Genomic DNA, 16,332 nt, shown 5'->3' with positions numbered 1-16,332 from the left:
TTTCACCGCGGCAAGCGAGGCACATGGCTTGCTGAAACCAGAGTTAGGCGCCCGCTTCCGACTACGGCGTCACATGGTGCCCAACGGCTTCAGCAAATTACGCAACGCCGCAATCGTGATGGGCCGCGAAAACCAGAAGCCCTGCGCTTCGTCGCAGCCTAGTGCTTCCAGTTGCATGGCCTGCTCGGCTGTTTCCACGCCCTCGGCCGTCACCCGCAGCTTCAATGCGTGCGCCATGGCAATAATCGCGCCGACAAGCGCCGCGCATTGCGGATCGGTACTCATGCGCATCACAAACGAGCGATCGATTTTCAAACGATTCAGCGGAAAACGCGTGAGGTAGGCGAGACTCGAATAGCCCGTGCCGAAGTCGTCTACCGCAACTTCAACGCCCAATTCTCGCAACGCATGTAGCGTCTGCAAAGCCTGCTCTGTGTCGCCGAGCAGCACGCCTTCGGTGATCTCCACTTCGAGATATGAAGGGTCGAGTGCGGCGTCTTCGAGCGCTCCGCGAATCGTCTCGAACAGATTATGCCGCTGGAATTGCTGGGGCGACACGTTCACCGCGATCCGTGGCAACGTGCCGGCAAGCCGCAGCAATTTGCCGGCATCGCGGCACGCGGTACGGATCACCCACTCGCCGATCTGCTCGATCAGTCCCGCCTCCTCCGCGACCGGCACGAATTCGACCGGACTGATCAAACCACGCTGCGGATGATTCCAGCGCAGCAGCGTCTCCACTTGCGCGATGCGTCCGTTGGCAAGCGTCACCTGCGGCTGATACACGAGATGCAGTTGCTGACGTTCGAGCGCTTCGCGCAGCATTCCCTCAAGTTCGAAACGGCGCGCCGCCTGACCTTCGAGCGCGGTGGAAAACCGCCGCACCGCGTTGCCGCTGACTGCCGAAGCCGCCGACAACGCCACGCCCGCGCGGCGCATCAGCGTCGGCGCATCGGCACCGTCGGCGGGATAGGCGACGATGCCGATACTCGCCGTGATATTCAGCGCGGTGCCAGCGTAGTCGATCGATTCGGCGATGCGGCCCAGTGCTTCGGCCGCGAAAGCATCAGCCGCCGCGCCGGTTTCGTTGATCAGCAGCGCGAATTGCGTGCCGCCGATCGAGGCGATCGTACCGTCGTTGGGAAAGAGACCGCGCAGCCGCTCGCCGACGATCTGCAGCACCAGTTCGGCCGCATGCAAACCAAGCGCGTCGCGCAGCTTGCGTAAATGATCGAGCTCGGCGATCAGCACGGTAAAGCCGCTGCCGCTGCGCTGACAGCGCGCGATCGTGAGCTCGAGCCGTTCGGTGAAAAGCGTCTGATTCGGCAGCCGGGTCACACCGTCATGGTGCGCGACGTACCACAGGCGCGCCTCGGACTGCGCGTAACGCGTCATGTCGATCGCAATGCCGACATAGCGAGCGGGTGCCGTCACTACCCCAGCGGAATGCCCCGGCCCGGCGACAAGCGGCGACAGCGCGAACACCACGCGAATGCGGTTGCCGTTGCGCCGCACATAGGTCCATTCGCCTTCATAGCGCGAACCTACCGCCGACAGCGGCGGCAATTCGGAGCGCCGCCTCGCAAGTTCAGCCGGGTCGTGCAAGGACTCAAAAGTGCGCCGGCCGATCAATTCTTCGGCGGTAAAACCGGTCAACCTTTCGAAAGCGGCGTTGACCGAGTCGAACGTACCGTCGGCCGTGCAGACGAACATGCCGTATGGCGCCGCTGCAAGCGCGGCATCGGGCGTGCGCGCGTCGGCGTAGTAAGGGTCTTGCATCGCGCCGGCCTTTGAATTTCCTGGATATTAAAAGCGAGTTAGCGTTTTTCTTGATGCTTACGGCGCAACCGGCAAAGCCGGCGAATTTGGTCCAATCCGCCGGATAACCGTCACTATGATAGCGGCTTTCCTGGCCGGAATTGCCACGCCGGCCACGCATTCCCGGCGGCAAGCGTTTCCCTTGGTGTAATCCCCAACCCCGCCGCCAGCACGCGCGTTATCGCACACATCATAAAGCGTTCGCTATGGCCGGGGTACTCAAGCCTTCGGTCTGGCGTCCCGCCGAGCGTCGATATCGCGGCTTTCGAAGGTCCAATTGCGGGGTAAGGCAGGGGACCGTTGGAAGGTCAGCGGCGTAGTGGTAGCAGCAGCAACAGCGGTGGCGGAACTGCTACGTGTCTCCAAAACCTGCGGGGTTCGTCACGCCCATATGGTGCCGCCGCACCGGCGGATCCGCGCCCGCTGAAACGCTTATGACGCGCGCGGCAATGCGGCTTCGATAAACACGGCGCACAGCGCTTCCATGCCCTTCGCGTCTTCAGCGTCGAAGCGCGCGACAACCGGGCTGTCGACATCCCATACGCCGATCAGCGTGCCGTCCGGTGCGACCAGCGGCACGACGATTTCCGATTGCGATGCCGAATCGCAGGCGATATGGCCGGGGAATTCATGCACGTCGCGCACCACTTGCGTCTGGCGGGTTTGCGCCGCCGTGCCGCATACGCCCTTGCCGAGCGCGATGCGTACGCAAGCGGGCTTGCCCTGGAACGGCCCGACCACCAGTTCGCGGCCGTCATGGAAATAAAAGCCGGCCCAGTTCAGATCGCTGAGGGAATGGAATACGAACGCGGAGAAATTCGCGGCGTTGGCGATCCAGTCGGTTTCGCCGGCGAGCAGCGCACGCGCCTGGGCAACCAGTTCTTCGTATTGCGCGGCTTTTGGCAGATGCGAGGCGGGGGAGATTTCGAACATGACGGCGTCCGTGATGAGAGCGGAAGGAGAAACGGCAAGGCGAGCAGTGTAAAGCAAGCCGCCGTTTCCTTCACGGCGCGCCATGCCCGGCATGCCGCCCTCTTTCCGTCCCGCGGTACGTACGCGCCGATGGCGCGATCCGGACGCTGGCGCCGTAGACAACGTCAAACGCGAAGCCTTATTCGACGCCGATGATTACGCTCGACGCCTTGAAGATCGCCGTCGCCGCTTTGCCGCTTGCAAGGCCGAGACGATCGACGCTTTCATTGGTGATGATCGCGGCGATCTGCGCGCCACCCGCGCTGATGGTCACTTCCGAATTCACGGCGCCTTTGGTGACTGCCGACACGGTACCGGCGATGCAATTGCGCGCCGACACCTGGCCCTTCGTCACGTCGACCATGACGATCACCGACGATGCCTTGACGAGTGCGAACGCCTTCTTGCCAGCAGCGAGGCCGAGCGAGGTCGCGCTGCCGTGCGTGATGATCGCGACGATCTCGAGGCCGCCCTGGGTGCGCAACGTGATTTCGTCGTTTACCGCGCCGTGTTTGACTTCGGCGACTTCGCCGGCGAATTGATTGCGCGCGCTGGTTTGCATGTTGTTCTCCTGGTTGAGGAGCCTCGGGAAAAGTACGCGCCGAGGCAAATGGATCGAATATAGCGAAACGCTCTGCCTTAATGACGGCTTGTGCTTGATAAGCGGTATTACGCAGCCGTGATGGACGACTCTGACGATTCGAACCTCAATGAAACCACATAAGCTTGGGTAAATACACTCGCAACGCTTTACGGCGCAGGCATCCATCGCCCGGCCTCGCGTGCGACACCGTATCATCGTGCCCTCGGACCCATCTCGTCGAACCCTATGCCCGTCGTCGCCCTGTCCCGCTTTGCCGCACGCTTTACCCAACGCTTTAGCGAACGCCTCGCCGCCCGGTTCCGCTTACCGCAGCCCCGCCGCGCCGCCACGTTATGCGTCGCTCTTGCAGCCACCGCCAGCTTCGCCGCCTGCAGCAATCCGTCGCCGACCCGCGACGCCCATGCGAACGTCGACACGATCGCGCTGTTTCCGATCGCCAACTACGACCAGAACGTCGACCACTGGCTGGAGCCGGACAGCCCCGGCTACGACCGGCCGTTCCTGAGCCCCGCGGATCAGCAGGCGCACTTCAGTGCCCTCTACGCGCGCTATTTCGGCACCGGCACGAGCGCAGCGTCGCCGTGGAATTCCGCCTATGTGGCAATGCGCGTCTACCGTCAGCAAGGTGCGGATATTGTCGCGCTGCAGCAGCGCCGCATCGGCAAGTTCGACAACACCGGCAAGAGCGGCGCGGCGCTCGGCTACGGCGAGAATTTCCGGCCGCATGACAAGGCGTGGATCGACGCTATCGCGCAAAACATGGCCGTCGACCAGTTCACCCAGCAGGCCGCTTACACGCCCGAGCGCCGCGCGATCGCCACCGGCAACCTGCTGGTGCGGGAACTGCCGACTATGGACCCGTCGTTCTACGACCGCCACCTGGCCGGCGAAGGCTATCCGTTCGACAACCTGCAGATTTCGGCGGTACGCCCCGGCACGCCGCTGTATGTGCTGGGCACCAGCGCCGATGGCGCATGGCGCTACGTGCAGACGCCCGACGTGCAAGGCTGGGTGCGCAGCGACGGCGTCGCTCTGACCGACGATCGCTTCGTCGACACATGGCGCGCCGCGACCGCGAAGTCGCTGGGGGCGGTCACGGTCGCCTCGGCAGCGGTGCGCGATAGCCGCGGTGTATTCCGCTTCGACGCACCCGCGGGCACGCTGCTGCCGCTCGTGTCGGATAACAGCGCACGGCCGGCGCCCCCGGCGAGCGAAACGGCCGATGCAGCCACCGACGTCGCAGCGTTCGTCAAACTCCTGGTGCCGGTCCGCGATGCGGACGGTCAGGCGATCATTCGCACCGCTCGATTGCGCGACGCGCAGATCGCCCCCATGCCGCTCGCCGCCACCCCGCGACATCTGGCGATGCTGATGAAAACGCTGATCGGACGACCCTACGGCTGGGGCAATAGCGGCTTCTACAACGATTGTTCGTCGGAACTGCAAAGTATCTTCGCGACGTTCGGGGTGTGGCTGCCGCGTCATTCGTCGACGCAAATGAGCGCGGGACGCATGATCGATCTGTCCGCGTCGACGCCGGCGCAACGGCTCGATTACCTCGCCCTGCACGGCGAACCGTTGCGCACGCTGATCTACATCGGCGGCCATGTGATGCTGTATATCGGCAACACGACCCGCAACGGCATCGCGGTACCCGTGGTCTACCAGGACGTATGGGGCTTGCGGCCGGCCGACAATAGCCGGCGCGCGGTGATCGGCGGCTCGGTGATCCTGCCGCTGCTCGAACACATCCCGGAAGACGCGACGTTACAGTCGCTCGCGGCAACCCCGACGTTTCAGATTACGATTCTCGGCGCGCCCGGCGGCACAACCGCGACACCATCGGCACCAGCAACTCCGGACGACGACAACCCGGCCGGTTGAAATAACACCGGAAAAGGACGGTGCGGCCGATTGAACTTGCATGGCGCTCACGCGCCGCACGGCGACGCGCATAGCCGCACCGCACCGCACCGCACCAAGCCTCGCCTCGCCTCGCCTCGCCGCACGGGCGTGCTTAAAAATATTTTTCCCGGAGTGTCGATTCAAAGGCCATGCACTCGTCGTAACGTTGAAGGCCTCGCTCACGCAGCCTGTCTTTCAACTCACGAACCTGTTACTTCAAGGAGTCGCCGTCATGTCCAGTGCCGCTGTCAAACCGATCCCGGACGGGATGCATTCGCTGACCCCGTATCTGATTTGCGCGAACGCCGCAGACGCCATCAAGTTCTACGCCAAGGCTTTCAACGCCGTCGAGCAATTCTCCTTGCCCGGGCCGGGCGGCAAGGTGATGCACGCCTGCCTGAAGATCGGCGACTCCATGCTGATGCTGACCGACGAATGGCCGGATCACAACGCGCTCGGCCCGAACTCGCTGAAAGGCACGCCGGTCACGATTCATCACTACGTCGAAGATGTCGACGCCAGCTTCAAGCAGGCGGTCGACGCCGGCGCGACCGTGGTGATGCCGGTGGCGGACATGTTCTGGGGCGACCGCTACGGTCAGTTGAAGGACCCGTTCGGTCACAGCTGGTCGCTCGCCACGCACAAGCGCGATCTGAGCCCGGAAGAGATTCAGAAGAATATGCAGGCGATGGGATCGGAGTGCGGCCCGCAATGAGCTGGGTCCCGTCCCCCAGCGGCATTACGTTGCTCGCACAGGCGTGTCGGGGCAGCTGACGCAATGTTTGATAGGATCGGTCTCGACCTCTAAACGACGAGACATCAACGGTGCGCGTCAATCATCAGGCTTTCTTCTGCTCGCTGTTTGTCGCGCGTCTCGCCGATCAGGTGCTGCTGTTTCTCGTCCCGCTCGTCGTGTTTCAGACGACGCACCAGGTATCGTGGTCAGGTCTCGCGTTCTTTATTGAAACGCTGCCACGCTACCTGGTCTTTCCCTTCTTCGGCGCGTTATGCGACCGCATCTCGCCTCTGCGGCTGATGCGGATCAGTCAGACCGTGCGGGCATTCGTGTGTTTTGGCGGCGTGCTCGCCTACGTGCTGTTTGGCGGCATCGGCTGGCTGATCGCGTTGTCCGCGTTGTGCGGCGTGCTCACGAGCCAGGGGCTGGTCGCACGCGAAGTGATGTTGCCGCAAATTTTCAGCACGCAGCAATTCCAGCGCGTGCTTGCCTACTCGCAATTGGCCGACCAGTTGGGTTTTGTGCTCGGCCCGATGCTGGCCGCGCTGCTGCTTGGCTTGTGGCGCTGGGAATGGGTGGTCGGCGCAACCGGCGTGCTGTTTCTGCTGGCCGACGCGGCGCTGCTGCTGTGGGCGCGCGCCAGCGGTTTCCGCGCCGGCGATCCGCCTCCCGCTAAACCGGGTCACTGGACGATGCCGCTGCGCATCGCGTTGCGCCATGTGCTGCTGCTCCCCGGCCTTAAGAAAGTCGTGCTGCTCGCCGCCGCCGAAAACCTGGTGATCGGCGTGACGCTCGCAACCTCCGCCGCGATGGTGACCGGCATCCACGCACAATCGAGCCGGTACTATGCAGGCCTGCAAACGGCCGGCGCCGTGGCCACCGTGCTGATTCTGTTGACGATCGCGCGTAACGCCTGGCCGGCGCGGACACTCGGCCTGCTCGCCTTCGTTTCAATCTGTGCCGGCGGCGTGATCGCGGGCGCCAGTGCGGCGCCCTGGGGGTATGCAGTCGGCTTTCTGTTGATCGTCGGCTTCGACAAGATGTTCAATGTCTATATCCGCAGTGCGCGGCAGAAAATCATTCCACCCGAGGACTACGGCAAGACCACCGGCGTGGTGATCCTGTTGAACAACACGACACAACCGCTCGCCGGTTTGCTGGTCGGCATATTTTCGGCACGAGCACAAACCGGCCTGCTGATCGTGGCGCTCTCTCTGGCGATGGGGTGCATCGGCGCGACGGTGTCGATCGGCTCGGCTCTTTCGCGGCGCAGACGCGCGCTGGCGCTTGGGGAATAACGCAGCGCACTTCGCGCCCGAAGGGCGTCACTAATCCTGCGCGTTCGCAGCACCTCATATCGGCCGGAGATTTAATCGGCGCGATTTTCAAACGAGTCAATTTGCATTGGCAATTACCCGCCACGCATAACCAAGCATAATTCATGCATCAATAAAAATAAAAATATTCAAATTTATTAGAAAAAACTACCTGCATTAGGTATTTCCCCGCATCCATGCGCAGAAACATTTTCCCAATTCACTCGCCCGCCCGGCTCATCCAGCAAGGCCCGCAATCGGCCTTCCAGATTAATCACCCAATGTAATAATTTGTATTATCGATAAAGTCTGGTGTAGACTAAATTTCATCAAATACCACAGTCCTTGCATAACGTAATACAGCACTCTGCAATGTCCATTGAATTGATCCACTATCCGGCCGGTGCGCTTTCAAACTGCCCATGCAATTGAAAATCAGCGTCCCGCCGGCTTGCGAGGTCTCATGATGAAACAAAAACTGCTGTCGTCCAGCCTCATCGTTGCCTTGATATTCGGCTTGCCTCTACAGCTTGCGCGCGCCGCCACCTATTCGAACGGCACCGCTGTCACCACTTTCAACGTCACGCTCACTTTGAACGCCAACTGCTCGATCAGCGCCAACCCGTTGAACTTCGGCAGCAACGGTGTGCTCGGCACCGCGATCAACCAGCAAACCACGGTCGCCGTGACCTGCACCAACACCACGCCTTACAACGTCGGGCTCGACGCCGGCACCGTCACCGGGTCCACCGTGACGAGCCGTCTAATGGCCGGCACGGCCACCGGCAATACCGCCACCACTGTCGGCTTCCAGCTGTATCAGGACGCCGGCCACACGACCCTATGGGGCAACACGCAGGGCACCAACACAGCCAGCGGCACCGGTACCGGCTCGGCTCAATCGATTGTCGTGTACGGCCAGGTGCCGGCGCAGACCACCCCAAAACCTGACACCTATCAGACCACCATTACCGCGACGGTCTACTTTTGAGACGGTCGGTAAGGACGTGCCTGGTGAACCCATGCGTCGCAAGCGCCATGGGCGCGCCTCTACGGCTCCTGACAGCAGGCGCATTCGCGTGGTGTCTGACGGCGCCGCTTGTGCAAGCCGCGACGCTGCAAATTTCGCCGGTGATGGTCGATATGTCCGCTGACGCCAACGCCACGGGTATCACGCTGAAGAACCCCGGTGAGAAACCGCTGTTCGGCCAGGTGCGCGTATTCCGCTGGGATCAGGCAAGCGGCGAAGACACACTCACGCCCACTCAGGATCTGGTGGCAAGCCCACCGCTGATCCAGATCGCCGCGCATGCCGATCAGCTGGTGCGGCTAGTGCGTACCCTTGCGCAGCCGTCGGCCGCCGAGCAGGGCTATCGCGTGCTGATCGACGAGTTGCCCGAACCCGATGGCGCGCCCACCAGCGGCGTAACGATCCGCCTGCGCTACTCGGTGCCGGTGTTCGTCGAACCGCCCGTCGACATCGGTCAACCGAAGCTGTCCTGGCATCTGTCGCGTGACGCGCAAGGCTGGATGCTGCGGGTCGACAATACAGGCAAAAAGCGCGCGCAGATCGCCGCCGTGCAATTGACCGACAACACAGGCAACGTCTACGTCATCAACAAAGGACTGCTTGGCTACGCGTTGGCCGGTCGCGAACGGCACTGGCCAGTCACCTTGCCGGACAACGCCGCTCAGCACGCTCCGCTGAAGGTGCACGCCGCGGTCAACTCGCTGCCGGCCGAAGCGACGGTGAACGTCGAGTAAGCCCGCGCGGACACAAGGCCCACATCAGGCCCACACAAGGCCCGACACGGATGCAGACCTTGGGCACGCGCGACTGGCCATGATCGTATCCGGGTCGATGGGAACGGACACGCTGCCCCGCCACGCAATCGATGAGAATGACACGACGGCGAAAACGTCATGGATGGAGACTGCAGATCATTTTGCTTGCAGCAACGCTGACCATGCTGAGCGCGACTCAGGCCGGTGCGCAGGTGCCGCTGCGGGTCGCCAGAACGGGTGTCGATGCGTCGGGCGTCGATGCGACGAAGTCTGCGCGGGACGTCACCGCGGGCCGCGACCTGTATCTGGAAGTCATGCTCAACGGCCAGCGCACCGGGTTGATCGCGCACTTCCGCGAAGTCGACGGCCGGCTCAGTGCAACGGGTAAAGACTTGAGCGAAATCGACGTCGCCACCGACAAGCTCGGCGCCGCCGATACCGCCTCGCTCGAACTCGACCGGATCCCGGGCCTGCACTACGAGTACGACGCCGCGCACCAGACCATCGACCTCAAGGTGCCCGACGCGATCCGCAAGCCGTACACGTTCGACACGCGCGAGTTGACGCAAACCCCGAACGCCGCTGCGTCGCGCGGCTTTCTGATCAACTACGACGCGTTTGCACAAACCAACACCAATGCGCAACTCGCACTGTGGAGCGAGGAACGCTACTTCGACCCGACCGGCGTGTTGAGCAATACCGGCATTGCGTATCTGTACCGCGACCTCCATCGCTATGTGCGCTACGACACGTCGTGGAGCACCTCGAATCCCACTTCGCTCAGCACCACGCAGATCGGCGACACCATTTCATCATCGCTCGACTGGAGCCGTTCGATCCGTATCGGCGGTTTTCAGTGGCGCAGCAACTTCGCGCTGCGGCCCGACCTCGTGACGTTTCCAGTGCCGGCATTGTCAGGCACCGCGGTCGTGCCCTCCGCCGTGGATCTGTATATCAACAACGTGCGCCAATACAGCGGCAACGTGCCGAGCGGACCGTTCATCGTCAACAACGTGCCCGGCATCACTGGTGCGGGCGAAGCCACCGTCATTACGCACGACGCGCTCGGCCGCACGATTTCGACTTCGCTGCCGCTCTACGTCGATACACGCATGCTGGCCGCGGGTCTGTCGAGCTATTCGTTCGAAGCCGGCTTCCTGCGCCGCGCCTATGGCATCGATTCGTTTTCCTACAATCCGCACCCGGCGCTCAGCGCCACCGCGCGACGCGGCATGAGCGACACGCTGACACTCGAAGGCCACGCGGAAGCCACTGGCGGCCTCGTCGACGTGGGAGCCGGCGCGCTGGTGCGGATGGGCATGGCCGGCGTGATCAACGGCTCATTGTCCGCGAGCGCCGGCAAGCTGAACGGCACCCAGGTCGGTCTCGGCTATCAGTTGATCGAACCGCACTTCTCGATCGATGCGCAGACGCTGCGTGCCTACGGCAACTACGGCGATCTGGCCGCGCGCGACGGCACGCCGGTGCCCACCGCCACCGACCGCGTGACGCTGGCGCTCCCTTTCCTGAGCCGCCAGACGGTATCGCTCAGCTACATCGGCTATCGCTTTCCTGGCATTCCCGCCTCGCGGATCGGCTCTCTGTCGTACACGTTGAATTTCGGCAGTCTGGCCTCGCTCACGCTCAGCACATACAAAGACTTCTTGCAGCACAACGCGCAAGGGATGTTTCTGACCATGAGCTTCGGCCTCGGCAATAACACTGCGATCAACGCGAGTGTCGGCCGCCAGAACGGCCAATCGACCTACAACCTCAATGCGCAGCGGCCACCCGACTACGCCGGCGGCTGGGGTTGGGGTGTTCAGGCAGGCGGCTCGGGCGCGGTGCCGTACTGCCAGGCGCAGGTGCAGTACCTCGGCAACTACGGCGAAGTGACCGCGCTTGCGCAGGACATCGACCAGCACGCGAACGCCTCGCTCGACCTGACCGGCGCAATCGTGCTGATGGACCACAGCGTCCAGCCGGCCCGGCGGATCGACGACGGCTTCGCGCTGATATCCACCGACGGTATCCAGGGTGTGCCGGTACTGCATGAAAACCGCGTGATCGGCGCGACCGACCGCAACGGCCATCTGTTGATACCGGACCTGAATGCGTACCAGCACAACCAGGTCGCGATCGACAGCATGAATTTGCCCGCCGACGCGCGCATCGCCACGACTTCGATGGATCTGGTGCCGGAATCGCGCGCAGGCGTGCTCGCAAATTTCCGCGTGTCGCGCTACAGCGCCGCCTCACTGATTCTGCGGAGTGCCGACGGCAAGCTGCTGCCACCAGGTACGCACGTGCATCACGTCGAAAGCGGGGGCGATACGATCGTCGGCTACGACGGTCTGACCTTCGTCGAGAATCTGCAGCGCGACAACCATCTCGACGTCGACACCGGCGCCATGCGTTGCAGCGTCGAATTCACGTATCAGCGCCCGGCGGACGGCTCGTTGCCGACGCTGGGCCCACTGACCTGCCGCGGCACCGCGGCGGGCACGGCGGCGGCGCAATGAAGCGGCCCCTGGCGCTCCTCCTTGTGGTGTTGTGCATGCTGCTCGGCGCGCTGCCACAGCGTGCGAGTGCGCAGACCTGTACGGCGAGCGCCTCGGCGCTCAGCTTCGGCAACATCAGTCCGATCGCATTGAGTGCCGTGTCCGCGACCGGCACCGCCACCGTTTCGTGCACCTGGCCAGCGGTTACGCTAACCCCGAGCGTACAGGTGTGCCTGAATCAGGGCGGCACGACGCCGCGCTATCTGGGGAGCGGCAGTAGCCAGTTGCTCTACGGGCTCTATCAGGACGCGGCACATTCGATCCCGTGGGGATCCACGGTACTCGGCACGACGCCCATTTCGGTGATCCTCAATAAACCGTTGGTCGGCAATACCGCGACGGCGTCGGTGAATTTTTACGGACAGGTCACCGCCAATCAGGCGACAGTACCGACCATCGGCAACGCCAGCACCGTCTATTCGCAGACCTTAAGCCAGACTTCACTGACGTATGGATTCTTTTTGCTTGTCGCGCCGGGTTGCGCGGCGCTGACCACGAACGGCGGGAGCTTCGGTTTTACAGCCAACGCAACGGTGGTGAACGACTGCCAGATCAGCGCCACGAATATCGCTTTCACCGCAAGCGGCGTGTTGAGTTCGGCGTTGAACGCGACCGGCTCGATCACCGCGCGCTGCACCAATGGCGACGCTTTCCGGATTGCGCTGAACGGCGGTTCGAGCGGCAATGTAGCGGCGCGCCAGATGCAGCGTGCGGGCGGTGGAGGTACGGTGAACTACCAGCTATATACCGATGCCGGCCACGCGAGTGCATGGGGAGACGGCACGGCGGGCACCACGATGCCGACGGGCACCGGCACCGGCAATGCGGTATCGATCACCGTGTACGGCGTCGTACCGGCCCAGACGACGCCGATACCGGGCAACTACAGCGACACGATTACCGCGACGATCAGCTTCTGATTTTTGCGTCGATACTTGCCAGCCGGGCAAGCGCGCGGGTGAGGGACGAATCGATCGGCAACGAATTCTAGAAATTGATCATCCAGACCGTTCGCTGGGCGTCGTGGGTAGCGACAAATTCCACCGGCCGCGCCTGATCCCGCCCGGTTTCGCCCGGCGCCGCGGGGTCCAATGCGGCCTGGGAGATCTGGAACGGTGCGCCGTGCAGACAGGCAACCGCCGGTTGATTGGCAACGGTAATCGCTGCATCCACCGATTGGATGACGCAGGTTTCCTGCACGGTCAGGCTCACCGGAATCGAGGCAAGCCCCGTTGGCCATGCTGTTGAGGCTGGCGAAAGCAGCAGGATTGCCACTGACGTGGCGGCTATGTTGCGGGGCATCATGATGGTCCGGGATCGGCTCGCGGCGCGAGGAGGGATACCGATCTTTTCGGCACTTCATCAGGGAAACTTTAAGACTTTCCTGGCAAAAAACCTATATCGCCTCGCAGACGACATCGAACTTCAATAGCTCCGTGGGCCCGAATGCATTGCTGATAGCGACATCCGCCGCATCTCTGCCCCGCGCCATCAAAACCCGCCCCGTACGGGGCACATTGTTCCGCGGATCGAAGGTCTGCCAGCATCCGCCGACATACGCCTCGAACCACGCCGCAAAGTCCATCGTCGCGTACGGCGGTGGCGTGCCGACATCGCTGATATACCCGGTGCAATATCGCGCCGGTATGTTCATCGCCCGGCACAGCGTCACGGCCAGATGTGCGAAATCCCGGCATACGCCCTTGCGCTCCTGCCACGCCTGCCAGGCGGTCTTGGTCGGCCGCGCGAAATCGTAGCCGAACACAATGTGCTCGTGCACGTAGTTGCAAATCGCATCCACTCGCCCGCGACCGAGCGGCAGTTTGCCGAATGTCTGCCAGGCAAATTCGGATAGCAAATCAGTTTCGCAATAACGGCTGCCCAGCAGAAACACCAGCGAATCGTCTGGCAGCGCCTCCACCGCGTGCTGCTCGGTCAACGGCGGCCGCCTCTCCGGTTCCGACGACACCTCGAGCACCGCACTCGTCGACAACGCAAGCCGTCCCTGCGGAGCGACGATCCTGCTGCACAAATTGCCAAAGCCGTCGCGATACTGGCTGATCGGCACCGGTGGATCGACCGCCAGCAGATCCGCGCTCAACATGTCTTTCGCATGGGAATAGTGCGTGTTCAACATCAACATCATCGGCGTCGGTTGCACGCACTCATAGACCAGCTCATAGCCAACGCGCAATTTCATTACGGCGCCCTCTTCCAGTTGATACGTTCAATGGACGCGTCCGGTGAGCAACCTGAGTTGACACGCCCTGCTAACACGCTCGATTTGTACAAGCCCTTCACCCGGTTCGCCCCTCACTCGCCTTCGTCACGCTCACATCGACCTGCAAACCGCGAAACGAATGCGATGCGCCATGCCAGGTGCCCCACAAAGGCAACGCCTGGTAGTAATTCCACGCCACCGCCACGCGGATCAGATGGCGATTGCCGACTATGCTATTGGTCGGATCAAAATCGACCCAGCCGGCGCCCGGCAAATAGATCTGCAGCCAGGCATGCGTCGCACCGCCGCCCTGCGTGGCATCCTGCTCGGGCACGAACAGATAGCCGCTGACAAAGCGTGCCGCGAGACCGAGCGAGCGCACCGCGTCCATCATCAGCACAGCGAAATCGCGGCAACTGCCGCTGCGGTTGCGCAAGGTGTCGCCGGGACGGTTCACCCCCTTCTCCGTGCGGCGCACATAGCAGAACGTGCTTTTTATCTCCAGCGTCATTGCGCGCAATAGCGCCATCGTGCTGCCTGTGCCGTTCGTACTGCTGATACCGCCGGCGCCCTGCACAGGAACGAAGCGACGTGCCCATTCGTTCACGTCGCTGTCCGGATACTGACGGCTGCGTGCGTTCACGAGATCGGAGGCTTCTTCGTTGGTGTACGCGAATGGCCAGTTCACGGCGTACGGTTCAAGCGCGTAGTCGGGCATGGGCGTTTCGAAGTGTTCGAGCGTCACTTCGCTGTCGAAGCGCAATTCGCTCGCCTTGCCCGTGAAACTCGCGACCGCCACCGAGTTGTCGAACACATCGTGCAGCCAGTGCAGCCGGGACGGTGTCGGTGTAATCACCAACTGGTTCGTGACGAGGCGCAAGTCGTGGCTGGCGCGCGGACGGAACATCATCCGGTGTTCGCCGAACCGGACGGGTTCCGAGTAGCGGTAGATGCTGACGTGACGCACGGTGAAGCGCTGTGGCTCAGTCATCTGACAGGCCGATGGATGCAACTGGATTCGTCCTGAGCATCGCGTTCACGCTGGTAAAACCCGCTACCGCGGCAGGTGCTGAGCGCCTGGCACGGTTTGATCCTGAATGAGCCACAACCATGGTCTGGCGTGGTGGGGCGCTGTCATCGTGTCATCGACAAGCTTTCGACTTCAGCATACACCCGCCATATTGATTGAAATCACTCATTTGCGCGCAGATGCCGCCATGTGCCGAAGTTACCAGCAGCATTCGTTCGCAAATTTGGGTGGAAACCGTATCCCAACAGCAGAACCGATCCACATAATTGAGATAGTTTGATGTGGGCTGCCGATAGATATAATCCGCCGCTCGATCAATCCGACAAAACACCTTCATGCGAGTCGCCGTCATTAGCGCCTACTATAAAGAGCCACGTTACGTCTCACGAAGATGTCACGAAAGCGTTCTTGCGCAAGCGGATAATGTGACCCACATTATGGTCGCCGATGGATTCCCTTCCTCGGACGTTGATAGCTGGAAAGGTGTGATCCACATCAAGATTCCCAATCACGCGGACCAGGGGGACACGCCTCGCGGCGTGGGTGCTGCTTACGCATCTGCGAATGGCTTCGATGCGATCTGTTTTCTAGACGCTGACAACTGGTATGCGCCGAACCATGTCGAAACGATGCGCATAATAGTCGAGGAAACGGGCGCACAGGTAGTCACGGCGACTCGAACGATTTTCACTGCCGACGGCCGGATGCTCGGCGTTTGCAAAAAATCCAACGGCGTCGATTTCAACGACACCAACTGTTATTTTCTTACACGCGCCGCCTTTCCTGCATGCGCGGCGTGGTTATTCAAGGACCCGCGCGAAAGCATCCGCGGCGACAAGATATTCTGGAATGCCGTGCGAACCGGTGGTTACCTGCATTTCCACTCGATTGCGCCAACCGTTAATTACGTGAGCACGTTCGCACTTCACTATCAGATGTTCGGCGAGGTGCCGCCCGACGACTCGAAGGTCATTGCAAAACTGCCTGGCCGTCAGCATTTTCAGATGGTTAGTTACTCGGAATATAGGGCGATGGGGAGAGCAGGCGGCAGGTAGAGACAGGACGCAGAGCGCACGTCCATAGAGAAATAGCTAGCGCGAGAAAGCGCCGGAAAACTAATCGCCGTACAAACTGCGATTCAAGCAATCAGAGCCGCTACAAACGGGCTAAACCTCACTGGCGGCCGTCCGCGCGACGGTCTCAAAGTTATCCCCAGTTTTCGTTCATAAATCTGCGCATAACTATCCGGCAAGCGACGCAAGCTCTTGATACGCTTACTGTTTTTACCGTCAGATCGAAGTTGTGCAGAGTAGAAACCCAGCCGGTCAGCACGATGGTTGTGTGGCCGTGTGACACGCCAACCGCAGCGCAGATTGCACCTCGT

At 61.9% G+C, this 16,332-nt stretch carries 14 protein-coding genes; 8 read left to right on the top strand and 6 right to left on the bottom strand.

The genetic code is table 11. The features are described from left to right. Nucleotides 1-69: 69 nt before the first annotated feature. The 3 genes from HWX91_RS22805 to HWX91_RS22795 form a co-directional block, all read right to left on the bottom strand. On the bottom strand, nt 70-1,779 hold the full coding sequence (locus HWX91_RS22805; RefSeq protein ID WP_028196901.1) for a putative bifunctional diguanylate cyclase/phosphodiesterase: 1,710 nt from the start codon (nt 1,777-1,779) through the stop codon (nt 70-72). 471 nt (nt 1,780-2,250) lie between these two features. Beyond that, complete coding sequence (locus HWX91_RS22800; RefSeq protein ID WP_028196900.1) at nt 2,251-2,751, bottom strand: GAF domain-containing protein; 501 nt, start codon at nt 2,749-2,751, stop codon at nt 2,251-2,253. A gap of 178 nt (nt 2,752-2,929) precedes the next feature. Further along, entirely contained in the window at nt 2,930-3,352 is a 423-nt protein-coding gene (locus HWX91_RS22795; RefSeq protein ID WP_028196899.1) for a TOBE domain-containing protein, read from the bottom strand. Nucleotides 3,353-3,619: 267 nt separating this feature from the next. On the opposite strand from HWX91_RS22795, the gene HWX91_RS22790 reads away from it, so the two are divergent. From HWX91_RS22790 to HWX91_RS22760, 7 genes are all read left to right on the top strand, one after another. After that, a complete protein-coding gene (locus HWX91_RS22790) occupies nt 3,620-5,278 on the top strand; it encodes an SH3 domain-containing C40 family peptidase (protein WP_063627877.1) in 1,659 nt (552 codons plus the stop codon). A 253-nt stretch (nt 5,279-5,531) separates the two neighbouring features. Continuing rightward, nucleotides 5,532-6,014 (top strand): VOC family protein, encoded by a 483-nt coding sequence (locus tag HWX91_RS22785; RefSeq protein WP_028196898.1) that lies wholly within the window; start codon nt 5,532-5,534, stop codon nt 6,012-6,014. A gap of 110 nt (nt 6,015-6,124) precedes the next feature. Beyond that, nucleotides 6,125-7,333, top strand: a complete 1,209-nt coding sequence (locus HWX91_RS22780; protein WP_028196897.1) for an MFS transporter — start codon at nt 6,125-6,127, stop codon at nt 7,331-7,333. 484 nt (nt 7,334-7,817) lie between these two features. After that, complete coding sequence (locus HWX91_RS22775) at nt 7,818-8,342, top strand: Csu type fimbrial protein (RefSeq protein WP_102857473.1); 525 nt, start codon at nt 7,818-7,820, stop codon at nt 8,340-8,342. A 68-nt stretch (nt 8,343-8,410) separates the two neighbouring features. Then, the gene (locus tag HWX91_RS22770) at nt 8,411-9,115 is read left to right on the top strand and encodes a fimbrial biogenesis chaperone (RefSeq protein WP_028196895.1); all 705 of its coding nucleotides are present in this window, start codon (nt 8,411-8,413) and stop codon (nt 9,113-9,115) included. Nucleotides 9,116-9,318: 203 nt separating this feature from the next. Then, a complete protein-coding gene (locus tag HWX91_RS22765) occupies nt 9,319-11,658 on the top strand; it encodes a fimbria/pilus outer membrane usher protein (protein WP_081833068.1) in 2,340 nt (779 codons plus the stop codon). Further along, on the top strand, nt 11,655-12,617 hold the full coding sequence (locus HWX91_RS22760; RefSeq protein WP_028196894.1) for a Csu type fimbrial protein: 963 nt from the start codon (nt 11,655-11,657) through the stop codon (nt 12,615-12,617). The genes HWX91_RS22765 and HWX91_RS22760 overlap by 4 nt, the downstream gene beginning before the upstream one ends. Nucleotides 12,618-12,684: 67 nt before the next feature. Here the strand turns inward: HWX91_RS22760 and HWX91_RS22755 are convergent, their stop codons facing one another. The 3 genes from HWX91_RS22755 to HWX91_RS22745 all read right to left on the bottom strand — a co-directional run bounded on the left by HWX91_RS22755 (nt 12,685) and on the right by HWX91_RS22745 (nt 14,909). Further along, a complete protein-coding gene (locus HWX91_RS22755) occupies nt 12,685-12,972 on the bottom strand; it encodes a hypothetical protein (RefSeq protein ID WP_127837904.1) in 288 nt (95 codons plus the stop codon). 121 nt (nt 12,973-13,093) lie between these two features. After that, nucleotides 13,094-13,897, bottom strand: coding sequence for a transglutaminase-like domain-containing protein (locus HWX91_RS22750; RefSeq protein WP_028196892.1), 804 nt, complete (start codon nt 13,895-13,897; stop codon nt 13,094-13,096). Nucleotides 13,898-13,994: 97 nt separating this feature from the next. Further along, the gene (locus HWX91_RS22745) at nt 13,995-14,909 is read right to left on the bottom strand and encodes a transglutaminase family protein (RefSeq protein ID WP_028196891.1); all 915 of its coding nucleotides are present in this window, start codon (nt 14,907-14,909) and stop codon (nt 13,995-13,997) included. Between the two features lie 374 nt (nt 14,910-15,283). Between HWX91_RS22745 and HWX91_RS22740 the strand changes: the two genes are divergently transcribed. Beyond that, nucleotides 15,284-16,003 carry a glycosyltransferase family 2 protein gene (locus HWX91_RS22740; protein WP_127837903.1) on the top strand — a complete coding sequence of 240 codons (720 nt, stop codon included), beginning with the start codon at nt 15,284-15,286 and terminating at the stop codon, nt 16,001-16,003. The last annotated feature ends 329 nt before the right edge of the window (nt 16,004-16,332 follow it).

This window comes from Paraburkholderia fungorum (assembly GCF_902833645.1).
Classification (GTDB): domain Bacteria; phylum Pseudomonadota; class Gammaproteobacteria; order Burkholderiales; family Burkholderiaceae; genus Paraburkholderia; species Paraburkholderia fungorum.
Note: the sequence above shows the minus strand (reverse complement) of the source record. Positions and strands in the feature narration are given on the sequence as shown.

What these genes read in the sequence shown, in the direction of transcription:
- HWX91_RS22765 (WP_081833068.1), top strand. Translation starts at nt 9,319, where the DNA reads ATGCTGAGCGCGACTCAGGCCGGTGCGCAGGTGCCGCTGCGGGTCGCC.
- HWX91_RS22760 (WP_028196894.1), top strand. Translation starts at nt 11,655, where the DNA reads ATGAAGCGGCCCCTGGCGCTCCTCCTTGTGGTGTTGTGCATGCTGCTC.
- HWX91_RS22785 (WP_028196898.1), top strand. Translation starts at nt 5,532, where the DNA reads ATGTCCAGTGCCGCTGTCAAACCGATCCCGGACGGGATGCATTCGCTG.
- HWX91_RS22745 (WP_028196891.1), bottom strand. Translation starts at nt 14,909, where the DNA reads ATGACTGAGCCACAGCGCTTCACCGTGCGTCACGTCAGCATCTACCGC.
- HWX91_RS22775 (WP_102857473.1), top strand. Translation starts at nt 7,818, where the DNA reads ATGAAACAAAAACTGCTGTCGTCCAGCCTCATCGTTGCCTTGATATTC.
- HWX91_RS22750 (WP_028196892.1), bottom strand. Translation starts at nt 13,897, where the DNA reads ATGAAATTGCGCGTTGGCTATGAGCTGGTCTATGAGTGCGTGCAACCG.
- HWX91_RS22795 (WP_028196899.1), bottom strand. Translation starts at nt 3,352, where the DNA reads ATGCAAACCAGCGCGCGCAATCAATTCGCCGGCGAAGTCGCCGAAGTC.
- HWX91_RS22740 (WP_127837903.1), top strand. Translation starts at nt 15,284, where the DNA reads ATGCGAGTCGCCGTCATTAGCGCCTACTATAAAGAGCCACGTTACGTC.
- HWX91_RS22800 (WP_028196900.1), bottom strand. Translation starts at nt 2,751, where the DNA reads ATGTTCGAAATCTCCCCCGCCTCGCATCTGCCAAAAGCCGCGCAATAC.
- HWX91_RS22790 (WP_063627877.1), top strand. Translation starts at nt 3,620, where the DNA reads ATGCCCGTCGTCGCCCTGTCCCGCTTTGCCGCACGCTTTACCCAACGC.
- HWX91_RS22805 (WP_028196901.1), bottom strand. Translation starts at nt 1,779, where the DNA reads ATGCAAGACCCTTACTACGCCGACGCGCGCACGCCCGATGCCGCGCTT.